Raw genomic sequence first — 19,998 nt, forward strand, 5'->3', positions numbered from 1 at the left:
CTCAAAGCCATGAAAATTCTGATTGTCGACGACGAGTCGCTGAACCGCTTTTTGCTTCTGCACATGCTGGAAGAGGAGGGGTATACCGACTGCTACGAAGCGAAAAATGGTGCAGAAGCACTGGAGATGGCCTCACGGCTTAAGCCTGATCTCATTTTGCTTGATGTGATCATGCCTGAGATGAACGGATACGAGGTCGCTCCCCATTTAAAGCAAATGTATGGTGACAGCTATCTGCCGGTGATTTTCATCACTTCACTGGATGATAAGGAGAGTCTGGCCCGTTGTCTTGAAGTGGGTGGTGATGACTTTGTCGCCAAGCCTTTTGATAAAGTGATTCTGGCAGCGAAAATCCGTGCTCACGGGCGAATCCGGCAACTCAGTAATAAAATTGAAATGCAGAACCGTGCCTTACGGTATTTTCAGCAGAATGTAGACCGCGAACATACCATTGTTGAGCATATTTTTAATAATGCCATTGTAAACAAGTCTGAAATCACCGCTTTCTTCGATTTCGATTTGTCACCGGCGGCGGTGTTTAACGGAGATGTATTTCTGTGTGAAGCCAGTCCTGCCGGCGGCGTGTATTTCATGGTGGGTGACTTCACCGGTCATGGTCTTGCATCTGCTATCGGTGTGCTGCCTGTCAGCCGGTCTTTCCGTTCTATGGCCAGGCGTGGTCTCTCTGCCGGGGAAATGGCGGCAAAACTGAATACCACCTTATTATCTTTACTTCCGGCAGATATGTTTTGTGCCGCTGTCATTGTGGAAATCGATGCCAGCGGCAAGCGGTTTTCCGTCTGGAATGGCGGCATGCCTCAGTTATTGCTGAAGGAAGCTGGCACACGCCGGGTTCGCACCTTACCGCCAAGGCATATGGCTTTGGGTATCCTCGAGTCTGATGAATTTGAAGATGACTGCGAGGTGTTCGAAGCGGCAGAGGGAGACCAGCTACTGGTCTACACCGACGGACTGATGGAGGTGATGAATGCTGCAGGAGAAATGGCTGACGAACAGGGCGTTATTAAGTGGTTTTCCGCACAGGCAAAGGTAACTTCTCAATATTTGCACGACAGGGCAGTGAACTACCGGGGCGACCTGCAACAGGCCGACGACATGACTATTGTGTTGTATACCTGTCAGTCACTGGCAACAGTGAAAAATGATTTTACCCTCAACGAGCTGCCTTACAGCATCAGCTTGTCTCTCAGCGGTGCGGAGCTTAAAAATCAGCATATCGTACCGTCGCTTATCGAAATGATTAATTCACAACTCGGTATGACGTTGCTGCGATCAGATTTATACACTGTACTTTCGGAGATGTTCAATAACGCACTCGAACATGGCATTCTGAAACTGGACTCTGCATTAAAGGCCTCACCGGACGGCTTTCTGGAATATTATCAGGCACGGGAAATCAGACTTAAACAACTGCAGGAAGGCTCGGTCAGTTTTTTAATTCAGTTTCTGCCCAAAGATGCAGCACTGGATATCACAATCAGCGATTCCGGAGAGGGGTTTGATTATACCGCGCCGGCTAATACCGGTGAAGACAACAGTTTTGGCCGGGGACTGACACTACTCAACGAGCTTTGTGAGCAGGTGACTTACTCAGGTAACGGCAACACACTGAAGGTACGGTTGTCTGTAGACCGGTAATTTATCGCCGGCGCTTGATTGCTTATCTCACGGGGTGAAACATTCTGGTTGAAAACGCGTATAAACAGTTAAACGTCCAAACCGGAATATCACATGTTAAAAGCAGTACTTGATTTGTTCAGGGATAACCCGTCAGATAAACCGCAAACCCATACAGTAGAACTGGCCACCGCCGTACTACTGAGTGAAATTATTCGCGCAGACCGCGAAGCAGACCCGAGAGAACTTGAGGCATACCGCGCCTTGCTGGAAAAGCAGTTTTCTCTGGATGCTGATGAGCTGAACGCATTAATGAACGAAGGTCAGACTTCGGCAGAAGAAGCGGTCGATATGGTGCAGTTCACACATGTTATTAATCAAAAGTGTAATATTGATGAAAAGCAGGCTATTCTAACGGGCTTATGGGAAGTGGCCTATGCCGATAAAAATATTGCTCCTGTTGAAGAGCATACCATCAGACGTATAGCCGACTTATTACATTTACCTCACAGCCAGTTTATTAAAACAAAGCTTTCCGTTACGGAACAGTCTGCCGGTTGAGCAGTTTGCATAGCTGAGTCGTCCGACTGGTGTAAACAATCAGGCAGGTTAGTTTGTTCCGGTCCATGAAGTTGCCGTTGACGTTGCTGATATCTACAGCAGTAGCGGCGTCTGTAATCGTTGTCTACATCGTGTCGCTGAACGCGCAGCAAGCCCGTGTTACCTCCATGCAGCAGGAGCAGTTGTCTGCCCTTGTGCAGAATGTTGCGGCCCGCCTGGAACCGGCGCAGGGTGACCGTGACATCGATGGCGAAGTAGCGCGAAAGGAACTTGCTCTGCAGTTGTCACATCGTCAGGTCACTGCGGCTTTTGTATTTGATTTAAGAAAAAATCTGATTACCTCTTCGGTTAAACAGAATAATCTGGCCAGTGACTCCTTTGCTGTTACATTGCCAGCCGGTATTCAGGTGGCTGACGGACTTATGTATGCCGTAGCCAATATCGGTAAAGAGCCTTATCTGACTGGCAAAGTGGTGATGGTCAGTGATATGAACGGGCTGCTGGCGCAGTCGCAGAAGACATTATTTTTCTCTGTCATTCCCTGGCTTGCCGGCACCATCTTTCTCACCGTGATTGTCGCGCTGCTGGTAAGCCGCAGATTGCTCAGACCCCTGCAGGCCCTGATCGAATTTACCCGTGATATCGCCAGAGACAAAGACTACTCAAAGCGATTTTCTGATAAACACAATCACGAGGTCGCCAGGCTGGGCACCAGTATCAACAGTTTTCTCGATACAATCGAAGTCGAGCTGATCATTAATAAAGAACAGAACGATACGCTGGTGGAACAGCAGCAAACAATGATGCGGCTGGCGAATTATGACAGCCTGACAGGACTCCCTAACCGGCAATTTGTGGTGGATAACCTCAGGCTTGAGCTGGCCCGTGTAAGACGCACCAAAGATGATTTGGCACTGGTTTTCTTTGATCTTGACGGATTTAAAGGGATCAATGACTCGCTGGGGCATGAAACCGGTGATCTGATCCTCATAGAAGTGGCAGACCGTGTGGTGAACTTGTTGCGGGAAGGCGATTTGATTGCACGGCTGGGCGGTGATGAATTTATCATTGTGCCTGACAGGGACGTGTCGGATGCAAGCCTGAAAAACCTGGCGGATAAACTGGTCAGCGCATTTACCGAACCCTTCATGTTGAGAGGTCTGGCGTTGACCGTTGGTGTCAGTGTGGGGATTGCCAGAGCCAGTGATGCGGAGTACGAGCTCAGTCAGTTAATGAGTAATGCTGACCTTGCCATGTACCGCTCTAAGGCGAAAGGTCGCGGAACTTACACGTTATTCACCATCGATATGGTTGAATCGTACAAGCGTAAAATGTCTATTGCTAACAGCATTGACGGTGCCATCCGGCAGGATGAATTTCTGGTTTACTATCAGCCCAAAATTAGTCAGCAGGGTGAAATTATCGGCCTTGAGGCGCTCATACGCTGGCAGCACCCTGAATTTGGTCTGGTGATGCCGTCAGAGTTTATTCCCATTGCAGAGCAGGGCGGCAAAATATCGGCCATCACCCAGTGGATGATTGAACGGGTATGTATGGAACTGCCCGATCTGCAAATGCTGATCTCCCGTAAATTTAAGGTCGCAATCAATCTGTCCGGCCACGATTTACGCCACACCGGTTTGTTCGACGATATCTACGGGTTATTCGAACGTTATCAGGTGAATCCTGAGTATTTCGAATTTGAAGTCACCGAATCCGCCTACCTGGAAAACTTTGCTTTTGCTGATAAGTTCTTCAAGCGTCTCAGCAATCTCGGTTGTGCTATTTCTCTGGATGATTTTGGTACCGGCTATTCATCGTTAAGTTACCTCACACAAATCACCATCGATACGCTTAAGGTTGATCGTCAGTTTATCCGTGAACTGGACACCTCTGAGCGCTCCCGTCTGGTCACCGGTACCATCATTGATTTGGCTAAACGGCTGGCACTTACCGTATGTGCCGAAGGTATAGAACACCCCGGTCAATGGGCGTATCTGATTGAGCATGGCTGTGATCATGTTCAGGGGTACTTGTTCAGCAAACCTGTCCCTCTCTCCAAACTGCTGACTATCGACCAGAATTATCTGCATTTATTAAATGCTCCGGATGCGGCGCAGGGATAAAAATTTGCGCCGCCAGTGTAGATAATTTGCAACACCTGCAACTTCTTATTCGTAGTGTGTAATCACAAGTTACTGATTTTGTTGATTAGTGGTATTTTGGCACTACTTGTGCAAACTCCTGCTTAACGTGAGCTTCTGTATAACCGGACGGGTCTCAGTCCTTTACATCCGCTCACAACCCGCGAGCACAGGAGGTTGTTATGAAGCGAATTGAGAAAGTATTTTTATTGTTATTCACCATTATTGCTGTTCAGGCTGTCGCTGTTGCTGAGGCCAATGCCGGTGAAGCATGGCTATCTGAACTGGATGAAGACCAGGACGGTTATATCTCCCTGAAAGAGGCTGTTGCTGATACCCGTTTGTTACGCCTTTTCAGTCGCATTGACGATAATGCAGACGGTCAGTTGAGCATTGACGAACTGAAAGCCAGCGAGGAAGTAGAACTGCTCAGCATGCGTGCATCTGCTAAATAATCTTTTTAACGATGGCACAGGGTATTTGGTGCCATCATCTATTGCGGCATTGAAAGGGGTATGCGATCCTGAAAAACCGGACTTCATTTAGTGATCGAATTTTGCGAGTTGGTTCCCTCAGACAACTTACGTTAGGTAGTTTTTTACTTGCGCTGGTTCCCCTTATAGCACTGCTTTGGCAAAGCCAGAGCGATCTTGCCAAAGTCAGCAGGATGACCACCAAAGAGACACGTTTCGTCGTGACGGTCGTGGGCTACCTGCAAAATCTGGACGGTGCTGCCATCGATCTGGAACGTACCCTCCGTCAGTACGCCATTATCCAGAATGCCACCGTCGCCGATTTAACTGACAATGCAATTGCACAGTTTGCCAGCGCACAAAGCAAGCTCTGCGGTATCGTTCCGGCGAGTGAAAATTGCGGGCTGCTGAAAAAGCAAATTGAGCAATTACGAAATTTCCGCACTATTAACGATCAGCTTTTATTGAATGCGTATCTCGCTTCATTAAGTAACGGTGTTACAGCCATCCGCAAAGACGTGGACAAGGCTATTCAAACCCGTCTGGCTGTGCAGCAGGAAGACATGACTGATATGCAGGCCAAGCAGGCATGGTCGACGGCGCTGCTGGTCAGTGTGTCATTGTTGCTGATTTTGCTCGGCAGCCAGTTGATTGTAAATCCGGTGCGCAAGCTCAAGCAAATCATTCAGATCCTCGCCCATCAGCGTGGTGAGTTGCCGCCATTGTCTACGAAGGCACCCTATGAATTAATTGGGGTAGAAAGAGATCTTCATTGGCTGGCGGAACGTTTACAGCAGCTTGAACATATCCGCACTGCACTTTTGCGACATGCCGCCCACGAACTTAAAACGCCGCTGGCAAGCATTAAAGAAGGGTGTAGTTTGCTTTCTGAGAATGTTGTCGGTGAGCTGAATCCCCAGCAGGTCGAAGTACTTTCTTTGCTCAGTTCCAGTACCCAGCGCCTGAATACGCTGGTAGAAAAGCTACTGGATTACAACCTGCTCCTGCAGCAGGCTGAACCCAAATTTACGGACATTAATCCGCAGGATCCGGTCAGAGATTGTATTGAAGACTACGCCCTGGCACTGCAGGACCGTGAGGTTACTGTGGATGTAACAGTAGAAACCATTAGTGTCGACGAGGAGTTGTATCGTCGTATACTTGATAATCTGGTATCGAATGCTGTGGCACACGGTGCAGTAGGCAGACCTATTTCCGTCAGAATTTACCAACAGGAGGAGGTAGCAGTACTCGATGTAGCTAACCGGGGGAAAAAGATTCCGCCGGAAAAAGTGGGTAAACTTTTTGAACCGTTTACCCGGGGTGACGATCCAAGAAACGACAATGTCATTGGTACGGGTTTGGGCCTGTCCATTGTTTCAGACTGTGCCCGTTTGATGCACGGCGATGTGGCGGTTGTTGATGTAGATTATGCCGATGTCTGTTTTAGAGTAAGCATTCCGCAGAAGGAAAAACGTTAATGAAAATCAAATTATTGCTGCCACTGGCCGCCATGCTGGGTGGATGTGCAGCGATAGAAGGGAATGAGTCTGCACCAGTTATTCCGGTCGAGGAAAATACGGTCGCACCGCAACTGGTGGAGAGTGATTCCCTTTGTCTGGTAGAAAAAGACACAGAATCTTTTGAGCACCAGTGCGATTTGCTCTATTGGGTGAACCTGTGGGTTCAGGCCGACAATACCCGCTGGCCTGTACGCAGAGATGCTATCGCCGGGTTGTCCGATTCCACAGAGGATAAAATTAAAAAAATCATTTTATCACTGCCAGTAGACACCCCTTATCAGAGTCGCCTTCGTGCCCGGCACTGGCTGACCGAAGTGAAGGATAAGCTGACGCCGGATATGCAAACCGTGGTGGCCACTATTGTTGATGCCCCCAACGATGAAATGCTTGAGCTTGAATCGGCGATGGTGATCTTAAACCGTGTGAACACCGATAAAGAAAAGCAGTTGCAGATGCTTGAAAAAGAACTGGAATCACAAACAAAGAAGATGGAAGAGTTGCTTAAAGTTGAAGCAACGCTGATGGATAAAAACAGGAGTACGCAGCGATGAATGAATCCGGAGCGCGAAACGCCAGATTATTGCTCGTTGACGACGATAAAAGTTTACTACGCCTGCTGACCATTCGCCTTGAAGGTGAAGGATATCAGGTCACGGCGGTGGAAGATGGTCAGGCGGCATTACGCAAAATTCGTAGTGATGACTACGACGTGGTGTTGTCAGATTTACGTATGCCCGGCCTTGATGGTCTGAGCTTATTTGAAGAAATCATGGGCGTCCGTAAGGATATTCCTGTGATATTGATGACAGCCCACGGTACGATTTCTGACGCCGTTGCAGCAACCCAGCGTGGTGTGTTCGGCTTTTTGCCTAAGCCGGTGGATCACGATGAATTACGTAAGTTATTGCAAAAAGCCCTGAGTCAGTCTCTATCTGTTCAGCCGGAAGAGTGGTGCAAAGATATCATTACCCGTGCACCGGAAATGACCAGTGTGATGGACCAGGCTTTCCGTATTGCCCAGCGTGAAGTGAGTGTGCTTATCAGTGGTGCCAGCGGTACCGGTAAAGAGTTGCTGGCGAATGCTATTCACCGTGCCAGTAACCGCCGTGACAAGCCGTTTATTGCCATTAACTGTGGTGCATTGCCGGAAAACCTGCTGGAGTCAGAATTGTTTGGTCATGCAAAAGGCGCCTTTACCGGTGCGGTGCATGCAAACCCCGGTTTGTTCCGTGAGGCGGATGGCGGCACCTTGTTCCTTGATGAAATTGGCGACATGCCGATGACGTTACAGGTCAAATTGCTGCGTGCGTTGCAGGAGCGTCAAATCCGGCCTGTGGGCAGTGCCAAACACGTAGACATCGACGTACGTATTATTTCTGCAACACACAAAGATTTGCATAAAGAAATGGAAGAGGGCAGCTTCCGGGAAGATTTGTACTATCGTCTTAACGTGGTAAATCTGAAACTGCCTTCCCTGAAAGAACGTAGCGAAGACATTCCGTTGCTCGCCCGTACCTTGCTCCAGCAAAGCGGTCAGCGTCACGGTGTGAATGTGACGCAATTTTCTGATGATGCCATGCAGCTACTGGTGAAATCAGAATGGCCCGGCAACGTGCGGCAACTGGTTAACGTGGTAGAGCAGTGTGTGGCGCTGACACAAACGCCGGTGATCCCGCTGCATCTGGTGCAGCAGGCGCTGTCAGCTACCCGCCAGAGCTGGCCGACACTGACCGAAGCCCGTGATGCATTTGAACAGAAGTATCTGCACAAATTATTGAAAATGACCGACGGTAACGTTACCCGTGCCGCCGAGCTGGCTGGTCGTAACCGCACCGATATGCACAAGCTGATGAAAAAACATGAGCTTGATGCCGGCGATTTCCGCTAAAAGCCGGTAATTTCACCAACGTTATTTTCTGATAATGTCCCGCCGCACTCTGTTAAATGAGCAGAGTGCGGATATTTATTTCCTCTCTGCAACCCGGTTCTTAATCTTTCAAAACAAAGAAGTTTGCTCAGCAGGTGGTGGTGCGAAAGTCAGAGCAGGCAATGCTGCATCAGGATAGCAGGCGTTGTAACTGTCGATAAATTCTGCTGCCAGCCAGGGCGCATCGCCATTTTCCGGTTTATGAAAGAACATGTATGGTGTGCGGCCTTCAAGCCGCCATTCATGGCATTTTCCTATCCAGGGCTGTAAGCAGCGGGTATTGGCGGCATCGTCATTACCACCCACAAAGCGCACAACCGGTGCCGTGGATGTCGCAATCACATTCACCGGCAGTCTGGGCTTTTTCATCCGTACCTCTGTGGTCAGTTCGCTGTCGGACGGACCGGCGAATAATCCCCGTGAATCCATAATGACCCGGTTTACCTTCTGTTCCATGAGCATGCGGTTAAATTGTTGTTCCGCGCCGCCTTTATCAAAAAATGCCGGATGGCGTACTTCAACGCCAAGAGGTATGTCTGCCGGAAATTGCTGCAACATGGCGGAAATGGCCTGCAAACTGTCAGGGCCGGTGCTGGCGGGCAGTTGCAACATCAGCATGCCCAGCCGCTCTTTAAGCGGTGCCAGCAGCAACAACTGCTTTTCAATATCAGGGTGGTTCGGGTCCGGTGCACCGCTGTGAGTGATGGTCTGGTGGACTTTAAACGTAAAGCGGAAGGCCTGCGGGGTCTGCTCTATCCACCTTGCCACAGTGTCCGCTGAGGGCAGGGCATAGAAGGTGGTGTTGCCTTCCACTGAATTCATCTGCTTTGCATAATATCCGAGGGCGTTTTTTCTTGCTCCGGCATCGTTAAACCAGTCCCCCGGCCAGCGGCTGTGTTGCCACTGTGGCACACCAATGTACACAGGTGGCAGAGAATTGTTCAGTTGGCTGTGGAAATCGCTTTTAGTCATTGGGCTTTACGATGCATTTGTTTATACTATGCGACCTTATTTTTATCTAAAGTCTGAGGCTTAACCGGATAGTTGCCTGACTGAGACAAGTCACCGTCCGGCTGCATTGAAGCACTGACCGCAACGCCTTGCAAGTCAGCATCGCCAGGCAGACAACACATTACCAGAGGTTCAGGGACCATGCGCACAGATTACTGTGGGAATATTGATTCATCTTACGCCGGCCAGGAAGTCACACTTTGTGGTTGGGTTAACAAGCGTCGTGACTTAGGCGGCGTTATTTTCATCGATCTTCGTGACCGCGAAGGCATCGTGCAGGTGGTATTCGATCCCGACTTACCGGAAGTACTGGACGTAGCCAATAAACTGCGTAATGAATTCTGCGTGAAGCTGACCGGTAAAGTGCGTGCCCGCCCTGAAGGTCAGATCAACAAACAAATGCGTACCGGTGAAATTGAAATTCTGGGCACTGGGCTGGAAATCATCAATAAGTCTGCGGTACTGCCGCTGGACTGGAACCAGGAAAACTCTGAAGAACAACGTCTGCGCTATCGTTACCTCGACCTGCGTCGTCCGGTAATGAGCGACCGCCTGAAGTTCCGTGCCCGTGTTACCGGTGCTGTTCGCCGTTACCTGGAAGAAGAAGGTTTCCTGGATATTGAAACTCCAATCCTGACGAAAGCTACGCCGGAAGGTGCCCGTGACTATCTGGTTCCAAGCCGGACCCACAAAGGCGAATTCTTTGCGCTGCCGCAGTCTCCCCAGCTGTTTAAACAGTTGCTGATGATGTCGGGCATGGATCGTTATTACCAAATCGTAAAATGCTTCCGTGACGAAGACTTACGTGCTGATCGCCAGCCAGAATTCACTCAAATCGATTTGGAAACCACCTTCCTCGATGCTGATGGCGTAATGTCTATTACCGAAGGCATGATCCGTGATCTGTTCCAGAAAATGCTTAACGTGGACCTGGGTGAATTCCCCCGTATGACATACGCAGAAGCGATGCAGCGTTTCGGTAGTGATAAGCCTGACTTACGTAACCCGTTGGAACTGGTAGATGTGGCTGATTTGCTGGCTAACGTAGAGTTTAAAGTATTCTCCGGTCCGGCCAACGATCCGAAAGGCCGTGTTGCGGTTATCCGTGTCCCCGGCGGTGCCAGCCTGTCCCGTAAGCAGATTGATGAATACACTAAATTCGTCGGTATCTATGGTGCTAAAGGTCTGGCATGGATGAAAGTGAATGAAGACAAGCCTGGTCAGGAAGGTCTGCAATCACCCATTCTGAAATTCCTGTCTGAAGATATTACCGATGCGCTGTTACAGCGTACCGGCGCACAGGCGGGCGATATTCTGTTATTCGGTGCGGACAGCAAAAATGTAGTAACTGAAGCCATGGGCGCACTGCGTCTGAAGCTGGGTGAAGATTTCGAATTGCTGGAAGGTGACTGGAAACCACTGTGGGTTGTTGATTTCCCTATGTTCGAAGAAGCGGACGGCGCGCTGTTTGCGTGTCACCATCCGTTCACGGCACCCCGCGGCCTGACCGCTGAAGAGCTCAAAGCGAACCCGGCTGAAGCGATTTCAGATGCCTACGACATGGTACTGAACGGTGTGGAGCTGGGCGGTGGTTCTGTGCGTATTCACAATCAGGACATGCAGTCTGCGGTATTCAGCATCCTGGGTATCGATGAAGAAGAAGCGCAGAACAAGTTTGGCTTTCTGTTAGAAGCTCTGCAGTTTGGCGCGCCGCCCCATGCTGGTCTTGCTTTCGGTCTGGATCGTCTGGTGATGCTGATGACCGGTGCAACGTCAATTCGCGACGTAATGGCATTCCCGAAAACCACCACGGCTGCATGCCCGCTGACAGATGCACCGAGCCCTGCGAATCCGGCAGCGCTGGCGGAACTGGCTATTGCGACTGTTAAGAAAGACGCTGAATAATTCCGGATGGCGTTAAAGCGACCGGAATCTGTGCTGGTGGTGCTCTATGATGAGCACCACCGCATATTGTTACTACAACGCAATGATGACCCTTCATTCTGGCAATCTGTGACAGGGACTGTTGAAGCCGGTGAGCTTCCTGCTGAAACTGCCGTCAGAGAAGTCGCCGAAGAAACAGGCATCGTGCTGACTCCCCAGCAGCTTAATGACTGCTCTCACATTAACCGCTACGAAATCCGCCGCCGCTGGCTGCACCGTTACCCGCAGGGTACCCGTTTCAATACTGAGCATGTCTTCAGTGCCTGTATCTCCTCGGCCAGTGAGCTTGTGTTAACTGAGCATCTGGCGTTTGAATGGCTGGACAAACCTGATGCCCTGGCTAAATTATGGTCACCTTCAAACCGTGATGCAGTAGAAGCATTTGTGCCGGAGTGCCGAAGATGATTATACTGGGTATAGATCCAGGTTCCCGTGTAACAGGGTATGGTGTGATTGCCAGAAAACAGGGCAAAATTGTTTATCTGGGCAGCGGATGCATCCGTGTAAAAAGCGATGTCATGGCTGACCGGCTGGCGCAGATATTTGCAGGTGTGGGTGAAGTAATACGTGAATTCACGCCGCAGCAATTTGCCATAGAGCAGGTTTTTATGGCGAAAAACCCGGATTCTGCATTGAAGCTCGGGCAGGCAAGAGGGGCTGCCATTGTGGCCGCTACGCAGTCTGAATTGCCGGTGGCTGAATATTCGGCCAGACAAATCAAACAGGCGGTTGTGGGAAAGGGGAGTGCGGAGAAAACCCAGGTACAGCATATGGTAAAACACTTGCTGAGCTTGCCGGGAACGCCTCAGGCCGATGCGGCCGATGCCCTTGCCGTAGCACTGTGCCATGCACACACGGAACAAAGCCTGATTAACATGGCGGGACAGGCCAGTAAAACCGTCCGTCGCCGCCTGCGCTGAATCTGTGCTGACAGGCTCTTTGGGAGCCACGTGCCGGCGAAAACAGGCGGCACCATAGTCCGGCAACTAAATTGGTTATCAAAATAAATGATTGGAAGAATTGAAGGGCGATTATTGGAAAAGCAGCCCCCTGAAGTGCTGATAGATGTGAATGGTATTGGTTATGAAATTCAAATGCCGATGACCAGTTTTTATCAGTTGCCTGCTGTCGGCGAAAACGTAGCTGTTTATACCCACTTTGTTGTGCGTGAAGACGCCCAGCTTTTATTTGGCTTTGCCGATAAAATGGAGCGGGGTTTGTTCCGCGAACTCATCAAAGCTAACGGCGTGGGGCCAAAATTAGGTCTGACTATCCTGTCAGGCATGTCGGCCGGACAATTTCTTATCAGCGTGCAAAATGAAGATGTGAGCGCACTGGTCAGTTTGCCTGGTATTGGCAGGAAAACCGCTGAGCGTCTGGTGGTTGAACTGAAAGACCGGCTGGCCAAATTCGGTAAGCAGCAGGCAGTGGACATTCCGTTTGATATGGAAAATAAAGCGGCTGATACGATTGTTCCGGTGAATGATGCGAAAGAAGAAGCGCAGAGCGCGCTGGTGGCATTGGGTTACAAGCCGGTTCAGGCAAATAAACTGGTTACTTCGGTTTATCAGGATGGCATGAACAGTGAAAATCTTATCCGCGAAGCTTTGAAAGCTGCGATTTAACGGGAATAAGTGATGATTGAAGCAGACAGACTTATAGCGCCGGCTGCCACCACCGAAGATGAAGTTATCGACCGTGCCATAAGGCCGAAAATGCTGGCTGACTACACGGGTCAGCCCCATGTGTGTGAACAGATGGAAATTTTTATTCAGGCGGCGCGCAATCGTGATGATGCCCTTGACCACTTGCTCATTTTTGGTCCTCCGGGATTAGGAAAAACCACGCTGGCAAATATTGTTGCTAATGAAATGGGCGTGAATATTAAAACCACATCCGGTCCGGTGCTGGAAAAGGCCGGCGATCTGGCAGCACTGCTTACCAATCTTGAAAAAAATGATGTGTTGTTCATTGATGAAATTCATCGTCTGAGCCCTGTTGTAGAGGAAATCCTGTATCCGGCTATGGAAGACTATCAGCTTGATATCATGATAGGTGAAGGCCCGGCTGCCCGCTCCATTAAACTGGATTTACCACCGTTCACGCTGGTGGGGGCGACTACCCGTGCCGGCTCTCTGACATCTCCTCTGCGTGACCGTTTCGGTATTGTGCAACGTCTTGAGTTTTACAATATCAAAGATCTCACTACCATTATTCAGCGCAGCGCCAGTTATCTGAATCTGGATATGGATGCCGCCGGTGCTGAGGAAGTGGCGCGACGCTCCCGGGGGACGCCGCGGATCGCAAACCGTTTGCTTCGCCGTGTCAGAGACTATGCAGAAATTAAAGCCGACGGAAAAGTACATGCAGACATTGCAGCGAAAGCGCTGGATATGCTGGATGTGGATAAAGAAGGCTTTGATTACATGGACAGAAAACTACTGACGGCCATTATCGATAAATTCGACGGAGGTCCGGTGGGGCTTGATAATCTGGCAGCCGCAATCGGGGAAGAAAAGGAAACCATCGAAGACGTCATTGAGCCGTTTCTTATTCAGCAGGGGTTCCTTCAGCGCACCCCGAGAGGCCGTATTGTGTCTCAGCGGGCTTACCTGCATTTCGGATTTGAACCAAAAAGCTAAAATATCTTTTCTTGCCGGTCAGTGACTCACTGGCCGGCCATGTCTTCTTTCTGCTGCTATTTATGATATTTTCTTTCGGGCATAAAAAAAGCCCGCTCAAATTGAACGGGCTAAAACAACAAGTGTTGAAGGAAATAAATCCAGGGAACTCATGTCAATCAGGAGAAAACTCGTGTGAAACCGTTCCAGAACCGCTTCACTCTGTTCGACAGATGGGCGCATTATAGAGTAGTTTCTGAACCTGACAATTGAGGAAAATTATTTTTTTCTATTAGAAAATCTAATGTGTTAAGTTGCTGTTAATGGCTTGCCGTAGAATTTGTTTTTACCGCAGAAATAAAGCGTTTCAACGGCATAAATGGACCATTTGGTGAGTTCCCGGGTAAGTTTTTCTTTATGACGTTTTCATTACATTTTTAAAAGTGGAGTATTGCATGTCTGCAAAACATACCATGCCGGTGCGGGTTTATTACGAAGACACAGATGCCGGCGGTATTGTGTATTATGCGAATTATCTGAAGTTCATGGAACGGGCCAGAACCGAGTGGTTGAGATCACTGGGTTACGAACAGGACAAGTTGATGGAACAATCCATAGCCTTTGTCGTCAAACGGGTTGAAATGCATAACCATGCGCCGGCCAGATTTAATCAATTGTTGAGTATTGAATCGCAAATTGTAGAATTGAAGGGCGCAAGTTTGACTTTCAGACAAGAAATAAAAGATCCGCAAGACAACTGTTTAGTGTCGGCGGACATAAAAATTGCATGTGTAGACCCTGTGGCAATGAAGCCACGGAAATTACCAGCCACTTTATCAGGGGATTTAGCTAGTGGAATCTGATTTAACCTTTATCGGTCTGTTCCTTCAGGCCAGTTTTGTCGTTCAGCTTATTATGTTGTTGCTGCTCAGTGTGTCAGTGGCTTCTTGGACGTTTATTTTTCAGCGTACCAAAGCATTGAATGCAGCAGATAAAGAAATGCGCCAGTTTGAAGACAAATTCTGGTCAGGCGCAGATCTCAACCGTCTTTATCAGGAATTATCCGCCCGTTCTGATGTAACAGGGATGGCCAATATTTTCTGCGCCGGTTTTAAAGAGTTTGTGCGTCTGCGCAAAGGTAACACTGCGGTAAACGGCATTGTTGACGGTACCTACCGTGCAATGCGTGTATCTATGTCCCGTCAGGTGGAAGAGCTGGAAAGCCGTTTACCCTTTCTGGCGACTGCCGGCTCAATCAGTCCTTATATCGGTCTGTTCGGTACGGTATGGGGCATCATGAATGCATTTATTGCACTGGGTGAAGTGCAGCAGGCCACACTGGCCATGGTGGCGCCGGGTATTGCAGAAGCCCTTATTGCAACCGCTATCGGTCTTTTTGCTGCTATTCCGGCAGTTATCGCTTACAACCGCTTCAGCCATAAAGTTGAGAAACTGGAGAACAGCTACGGGAATTTCATGGAAGAGTTTTCTGCCATATTGCACCGTCAGGCGATGACGGCACAGCCACAGTAACGATCTCCGGAGACTGATTATGTACATTCGTAAACGGCGTCGTCCGGTATCCGAAATTAACGTGGTGCCTTATATTGACGTGATGCTGGTACTGCTGATCATTTTTATGGTTACCGCGCCGCTTATTTCCCAGGGCGTGAAGGTGGAATTGCCGAAAGCCAGCGCCCAGCCGATTGAGCAGGAAGATACACCGCCGCTCATCGCTTCGGTGGACGTACAGGGTAACTATTACCTGAACGTTGGCAACGACCAGGAAACCCCGCTGGGTACGCAGGAACTCACTGCACTGGTGGCCGAAAAATTAAAGTCTGAACCGCAAACGCCGGTGGTGGTGAAAGGGGACGGACAGGTTGCATATAACGAAGTGATTCAGTTGATGGTCTTGCTGCAAAAAGCAGGGGTGCCGTCAGTGGGATTGATGACAGACCCGGTGGACGAATCATAAAAAAGTATGCGTAAATTAAATTCTAATCAGCAGGCATTAGCTAAAGCCATTGGCGTTCACGTGGCGATTGCTGTAGTGTTGCTAATTAGCGTCAGTTTTTCGCCCGATCCTTTCGAGCCTGTAAGCAACAGTGATGCGCCTGTCATTCAGGCAACATTCATTGACGCGCAGGCTATTGCCGATAAGAAGCGTGCTGAACAGGCTGCAGCTGAGAAGGCTCAGGCGGAAGCCGATGCCCGTCAGCGTAAAGCCAGAGAAGCAGCCGCTCAGGAGCGCAAGCGGAAAGAAGAGCAGGCGGCCAGACAGGCAGCTGAAAAGAAAGCGGCAGATAAGAAGCGCCGCGAAGATGCTGAGCGTCAAAAGCAGCAGGAACTTAAGCGTATTGCTGCGCAAAAGGAGAAGGAACGTAAGCAGCGCGAGGCACAGGAAAAAGCCGACGCGGAAAGAAAAGCAAAAGAAGCCCGTGAAAAAGCAGAACAGGAAAGGATTTTGCAGGAGAAAGCCGAAGCTGAACGCGCAGCTCAGGCTCAGCGTCGCCGGAAGCAAGTGATGTCTGAAGTTGATCGCTACCGGGCGTTGATAACCTCTAAGGTGCAAAGCTTCCTGTATGCAGATGACAGCTTTAAGGGTAAAGAATGTCGTCTGAATATTCGCCTTGCAACGTCAGGTTACGTGACTCAGGTTAAACGCCTGGGTGGTGATGATGCGTTATGCCGTGCAGCAGAAGCAGCCGTGCGCCGGCCGGATAAGTTGCCTATGTCGGATGATCCGGCTGTGTACGAACAAATAAGAGATATAAACATAACGGTGAGACTGTAGTGACGATGAAAAAAATCAGGATGTTATTAGGTCTTGTCATACTAAGCGCTAGTGGTATGGCAAAGGCGGCATTGGAAATAGTGATCACTGAAGGGGTAGACAGTGCGCGCCCGATAGGTGTTGTCCCGTTTAAATGGGAAGGGGCCGGCCAGATGCCGGAGAACATCTCCGAAGTGGTGATGGCAGATTTAATGCGCAGTGGCAAGTTTAACCCGATTGCCGTTGCTAAAATGCCACAGCAGCCGGCAACCGATAAGCAGGTTAATTACAGTGCCTGGGCGGCTACCGGTGTGGACACCATTGTCGTGGGCAGCGTGGCACCGGAAGGGGCTGACAGATACAGAGTATCATTTGAGCTGATTGATGTGTTGCGTGGCCAGGTTACCGGCGGCAAAAGTCAGGGTATGAGCAATGGCAAGCTGGTTGACAGTGCCGATCATGTGATTGATGCCCGCCAGTCGGTAATCGGCTCTGCGGATTTTCGTCAGTACGCTCACCGCATCAGTGATGTGGTTTACGAAAAATTGACAGGTGAACGCGGTGCGTTCCTCACCCGTTTAGCGTATGTTGTGGTGCGTGACAGAAATAAAGAAAAGCTGCCGTACCAGCTGGTTATTTCAGATTATGATGGTGAAAATGAGACGAGATTATTGTCTTCACCTGAGCCGTTAATGTCACCATCATGGTCGCCTGACGGTGAGAAACTGGCTTATGTCAGTTTCGAGAACAAACGTCCGCAGATTTTTATCCAGGATATTTACACCATGGCGCGCACAAAGATGACGGATTTTCCCGGCATCAACAGCAGCCCGGTTTTCTCGCCGGATGGTAAAAGTCTGGCAATGGTGTTGTCAAAAGATGGCAACCCGGAAATCTATGTGATGGATATTGCGACGAAAAATTTACAGCGCATTACGCGAAATCGTGCCATTGATACGGAGCCGGCCTGGGCACCGGATGGCAAGAGCTTAACATTTAGCTCGGAACGGGGTGGTAAACCTCAGATTTATAGCGTAAATTTATCTTCTCGTAAGGTTAGACGCCTTACATTTGAAGGCGAACAGAATCTTGGCGGTACCATTACACCTGACGGTAAACAAATGGTATTGGTAAATCGCACACGGGGTGATTACCGTATCGCTAAACTTGGATTGGAAAATGGCGGAATACAAGTACTGACGAAGACCTTTCTGGACGAGTCTCCGAGTATTGCGCCGAATGGAAGCATGATTATTTACAGTACCCTTCACAATGGCACACAGGTTTTATCTCTGGTGTCTTTAGACGGGCGCTTTAAAGCCAGGTTACCAGCCACAAATGGACAAGTGAAGTCGCCGAGTTGGTCACCATTTTTGTTTTAAAACAGATATACACAAATAAATATAAGGATTAAGAGGATGCAAATGAATAAAGTGATGAAAAGCTTCATTATTGCCTTGCCAGTGGTGACTATGATGGCTTGTTCTTCCGGCCCGTCTGAAGAAGAACTGGCCGCTGAACGTAACCGTGTTGCCCAGGAGCAGGCAGAAGCGGAACGTCAGGCTCGTGAAGCTGAACAAGCGCGTGTACAGGCAGAAGCTGCTACCCGCATGCAACGTCAGCAGGAAATGGTTGAAGAGCAGAAAGCGGCGCTGAAAAAAGAGCAAACCGTTTACTTTGATTTCGACCGTGCAACGATTAAAGCAGAATTCCAGGCTTTACTGGATAAACACGCTGAGTTCCTGGTAAACAACCCGAATCAAAACGTGGTTATCGAAGGCCACACTGACCAGCGCGGTACACCAGAGTACAACATTGCTCTGGGTGAACGTCGTGCACAAGCTGTTGAAACTTACCTGATGAACGCAGGTGTAAGCAGCAGCCAAATCTCTACTGTTTCTTACGGTGAAGAGAAGCCAGCAGTTATGGGGTCAACTGAATACGCGATGGCACAAAACCGTCGTGGTATCGTAGTTTACCAATAAGGGTTAAGCTTTGGTTAAACCAATGATTCAGGGCGTCACCATGTGTGCCGCCCTTTGTATTTCAGCCGCAGCGCAAGCTCAGGCACCTGTTTATGATGTCGGTAACAGCAGCTCGCAGCAAACGGCTAATTCAGGCAATTCCTCCAGCACGTTAGAGCAACGCATCACTGTACTGGAACGAATGGTAGACAGCCGCACGCAAATGCAGCACCGTTTGCAGCAACAACTCGACACCATGCAGGGTGAAATTGACGAGTTGCGCGGGGCTGTTGAAGTGCACACCAATCAACTTGAGAAAGTGCTTGAGCGCCAACGCGAGTTGTATCTGGAAATTGACAAGCGTGTTGAAGCGTTAAAGCAGGCTGGTGTGGGCAGTGCATCCGGTTCAGCTTCTGATTATTCATCACCTGCGCCGTCTCAGCCAGCACCGTCGAAACCTCAGTCACCGGCACCGGCCAGCGCAGAGAGTGAGAGTGATGCCTATGACGCTGCGGTCAATCTGATCCTGAAGTCCAGAGAATACGACAAAGCCATTCCGGCTTTTCAGTCTTTCCTGTCATCTTATCCAAACAGTGAATACGCGCCTAACGCGCATTATTGGTTAGGGCAGTTGTTGTTTAATCAGCAAAAGTGGTCTGATGCATCTGAACAGTTCAATATTGTTATTGATCGCTTCTCAGACTCTCCCAAACGACCTGACGCATTACTTAAGCTTGGAGTGATAGCAGAAAGACAGGGCAACAAAGGACAGGCCAGAAGCCTGTTTCAGCAAGTGGTCAATGAATATCCTGATTCATCCGCCACCAAACTTGCCCAGTCCCGTTTATCCGGATTATAAGCTGATTAAAAAAACCTCCTCCGGGAGGTTTTTTATTGCCTGCAAAATTCTGCGTAAAATACGCCTGCCTGTTTTTTATACGGAAAAACAAAAGTTAGCGGTGGTGAACTTAAATTCCTCACTGCAAATTTGTCTGCGAAGTGTGATGTTGAGAACGTAAAATAACCATCTGTTGCCGGCGTCTCAAAAATAATTAAAATTATTTTGAGAAAGTTGGTGAATAATCCGGCAGTTGCACAAAATTTTTTTAAAAGATGAGAAAAAATTCAGGCAAATCCCACTGCAATTTTGCGTCTGGATGCTACATTTTTATCTGTCCGGCAGGGTTAAATTCAAAATAACTCTCCGAAAAGCGGGGGAATACTGTACGATTTGATTTCATTTTGACCGTTTGAACAAGAAAAACGAGAAAAGTGAAAATAAATCCGGATTTAAGGTTGCACTGCCTCAGAATCTGAGTATTATATGCCGCCGTTGCCACAGAGTGGTGACGCAGAAAGGCGAAAGGGTCGTTAGCTCAGTTGGTAGAGCAGTTGACTTTTAATCAATTGGTCGCT

At 49.1% G+C, this 19,998-nt stretch carries 21 protein-coding genes; 19 read left to right on the forward strand and 2 right to left on the reverse strand.

The genetic code is table 11. The features are described 5' to 3' along the window. The first annotated feature begins 9 nt into the window (after window positions 1-9). From AC4PME_RS10685 to AC4PME_RS10715, 7 genes are all read left to right on the forward strand, one after another. The gene (locus tag AC4PME_RS10685) at window positions 10-1,659 is read left to right on the forward strand and encodes an ATP-binding SpoIIE family protein phosphatase (RefSeq protein ID WP_491045840.1); all 1,650 of its coding nucleotides are present in this window, start codon (window positions 10-12) and stop codon (window positions 1,657-1,659) included. Between the two features lie 93 nt (window positions 1,660-1,752). Further along, complete coding sequence (locus tag AC4PME_RS10690; RefSeq protein ID WP_119500804.1) at window positions 1,753-2,199, forward strand: tellurite resistance TerB family protein; 447 nt, start codon at window positions 1,753-1,755, stop codon at window positions 2,197-2,199. A gap of 53 nt (window positions 2,200-2,252) precedes the next feature. Then, window positions 2,253-4,325 (forward strand): putative bifunctional diguanylate cyclase/phosphodiesterase, encoded by a 2,073-nt coding sequence (locus AC4PME_RS10695; protein WP_491045839.1) that lies wholly within the window; start codon window positions 2,253-2,255, stop codon window positions 4,323-4,325. A gap of 200 nt (window positions 4,326-4,525) precedes the next feature. Next, complete coding sequence (locus AC4PME_RS10700) at window positions 4,526-4,798, forward strand: calcium-binding protein (RefSeq protein ID WP_119500806.1); 273 nt, start codon at window positions 4,526-4,528, stop codon at window positions 4,796-4,798. 98 nt (window positions 4,799-4,896) lie between these two features. Further along, window positions 4,897-6,297, forward strand: a complete 1,401-nt coding sequence (locus AC4PME_RS10705; RefSeq protein WP_491045884.1) for a sensor histidine kinase — start codon at window positions 4,897-4,899, stop codon at window positions 6,295-6,297. Then, window positions 6,297-6,890 carry a hypothetical protein gene (locus tag AC4PME_RS10710; protein WP_491045838.1) on the forward strand — a complete coding sequence of 198 codons (594 nt, stop codon included), beginning with the start codon at window positions 6,297-6,299 and terminating at the stop codon, window positions 6,888-6,890. Before AC4PME_RS10705 ends, AC4PME_RS10710 begins: the two co-directional genes overlap by 1 nt. Then, on the forward strand, window positions 6,887-8,227 hold the full coding sequence (locus AC4PME_RS10715; protein WP_119500809.1) for a sigma 54-interacting transcriptional regulator: 1,341 nt from the start codon (window positions 6,887-6,889) through the stop codon (window positions 8,225-8,227). The genes AC4PME_RS10710 and AC4PME_RS10715 overlap by 4 nt, the downstream gene beginning before the upstream one ends. 108 nt (window positions 8,228-8,335) lie before the next feature. Here the strand turns inward: AC4PME_RS10715 and AC4PME_RS10720 are convergent, their stop codons facing one another. Further along, window positions 8,336-9,238, reverse strand: a complete 903-nt coding sequence (locus tag AC4PME_RS10720) for a DUF72 domain-containing protein (protein ID WP_491045837.1) — start codon at window positions 9,236-9,238, stop codon at window positions 8,336-8,338. A gap of 26 nt (window positions 9,239-9,264) precedes the next feature. Next, a complete protein-coding gene (locus tag AC4PME_RS10725) occupies window positions 9,265-9,420 on the reverse strand; it encodes a hypothetical protein (RefSeq protein WP_349585476.1) in 156 nt (51 codons plus the stop codon). Here AC4PME_RS10725 and aspS point away from each other — a divergent pair. The 12 genes from aspS (at window position 9,419) to ybgF (ending at window position 19,441) form a co-directional block, all read left to right on the forward strand. Beyond that, window positions 9,419-11,182, forward strand: a complete 1,764-nt coding sequence (aspS, locus tag AC4PME_RS10730; protein ID WP_491045836.1) for an aspartate--tRNA ligase — start codon at window positions 9,419-9,421, stop codon at window positions 11,180-11,182. The genes AC4PME_RS10725 and aspS overlap by 2 nt on opposite strands. A 6-nt stretch (window positions 11,183-11,188) precedes the next feature. Continuing rightward, window positions 11,189-11,626 (forward strand): dihydroneopterin triphosphate diphosphatase, encoded by a 438-nt coding sequence (gene nudB, locus AC4PME_RS10735; RefSeq protein WP_491045835.1) that lies wholly within the window; start codon window positions 11,189-11,191, stop codon window positions 11,624-11,626. After that, window positions 11,623-12,141: a crossover junction endodeoxyribonuclease RuvC gene (gene ruvC, locus AC4PME_RS10740; protein ID WP_491226086.1), complete on the forward strand. Its 519-nt coding sequence runs from the start codon at window positions 11,623-11,625 to the stop codon at window positions 12,139-12,141. The genes nudB and ruvC overlap by 4 nt, the downstream gene beginning before the upstream one ends. Before the next feature lie 87 nt (window positions 12,142-12,228). Beyond that, entirely contained in the window at window positions 12,229-12,846 is a 618-nt protein-coding gene (gene ruvA / locus AC4PME_RS10745) for a Holliday junction branch migration protein RuvA (RefSeq protein WP_119500814.1), read from the forward strand. 12 nt (window positions 12,847-12,858) lie between these two features. Beyond that, the gene (gene ruvB / locus AC4PME_RS10750) at window positions 12,859-13,863 is read left to right on the forward strand and encodes a Holliday junction branch migration DNA helicase RuvB (RefSeq protein WP_119500815.1); all 1,005 of its coding nucleotides are present in this window, start codon (window positions 12,859-12,861) and stop codon (window positions 13,861-13,863) included. Between the two features lie 434 nt (window positions 13,864-14,297). Beyond that, window positions 14,298-14,705, forward strand: a complete 408-nt coding sequence (gene ybgC / locus AC4PME_RS10755; protein WP_119500816.1) for a tol-pal system-associated acyl-CoA thioesterase — start codon at window positions 14,298-14,300, stop codon at window positions 14,703-14,705. Beyond that, entirely contained in the window at window positions 14,695-15,375 is a 681-nt protein-coding gene (gene tolQ / locus AC4PME_RS10760) for a protein TolQ (RefSeq protein WP_119500817.1), read from the forward strand. Before ybgC ends, tolQ begins: the two co-directional genes overlap by 11 nt. Before the next feature lie 19 nt (window positions 15,376-15,394). After that, window positions 15,395-15,820, forward strand: a complete 426-nt coding sequence (gene tolR, locus AC4PME_RS10765; RefSeq protein WP_119500818.1) for a protein TolR — start codon at window positions 15,395-15,397, stop codon at window positions 15,818-15,820. A gap of 6 nt (window positions 15,821-15,826) precedes the next feature. Beyond that, complete coding sequence (tolA, locus tag AC4PME_RS10770; protein ID WP_491045832.1) at window positions 15,827-16,639, forward strand: cell envelope integrity protein TolA; 813 nt, start codon at window positions 15,827-15,829, stop codon at window positions 16,637-16,639. A gap of 5 nt (window positions 16,640-16,644) precedes the next feature. Then, on the forward strand, window positions 16,645-18,000 hold the full coding sequence (gene tolB, locus AC4PME_RS10775) for a Tol-Pal system beta propeller repeat protein TolB (RefSeq protein ID WP_491045883.1): 1,356 nt from the start codon (window positions 16,645-16,647) through the stop codon (window positions 17,998-18,000). 36 nt (window positions 18,001-18,036) lie between these two features. Continuing rightward, window positions 18,037-18,603, forward strand: coding sequence for a peptidoglycan-associated lipoprotein Pal (pal, locus tag AC4PME_RS10780; RefSeq protein WP_119500820.1), 567 nt, complete (start codon window positions 18,037-18,039; stop codon window positions 18,601-18,603). Between the two features lie 22 nt (window positions 18,604-18,625). Further along, on the forward strand, window positions 18,626-19,441 hold the full coding sequence (gene ybgF / locus AC4PME_RS10785) for a tol-pal system protein YbgF (RefSeq protein ID WP_119500821.1): 816 nt from the start codon (window positions 18,626-18,628) through the stop codon (window positions 19,439-19,441). The last annotated feature ends 557 nt before the right edge of the window (window positions 19,442-19,998 follow it).

This window comes from Alteromonas sp., from assembly GCF_984505615.1.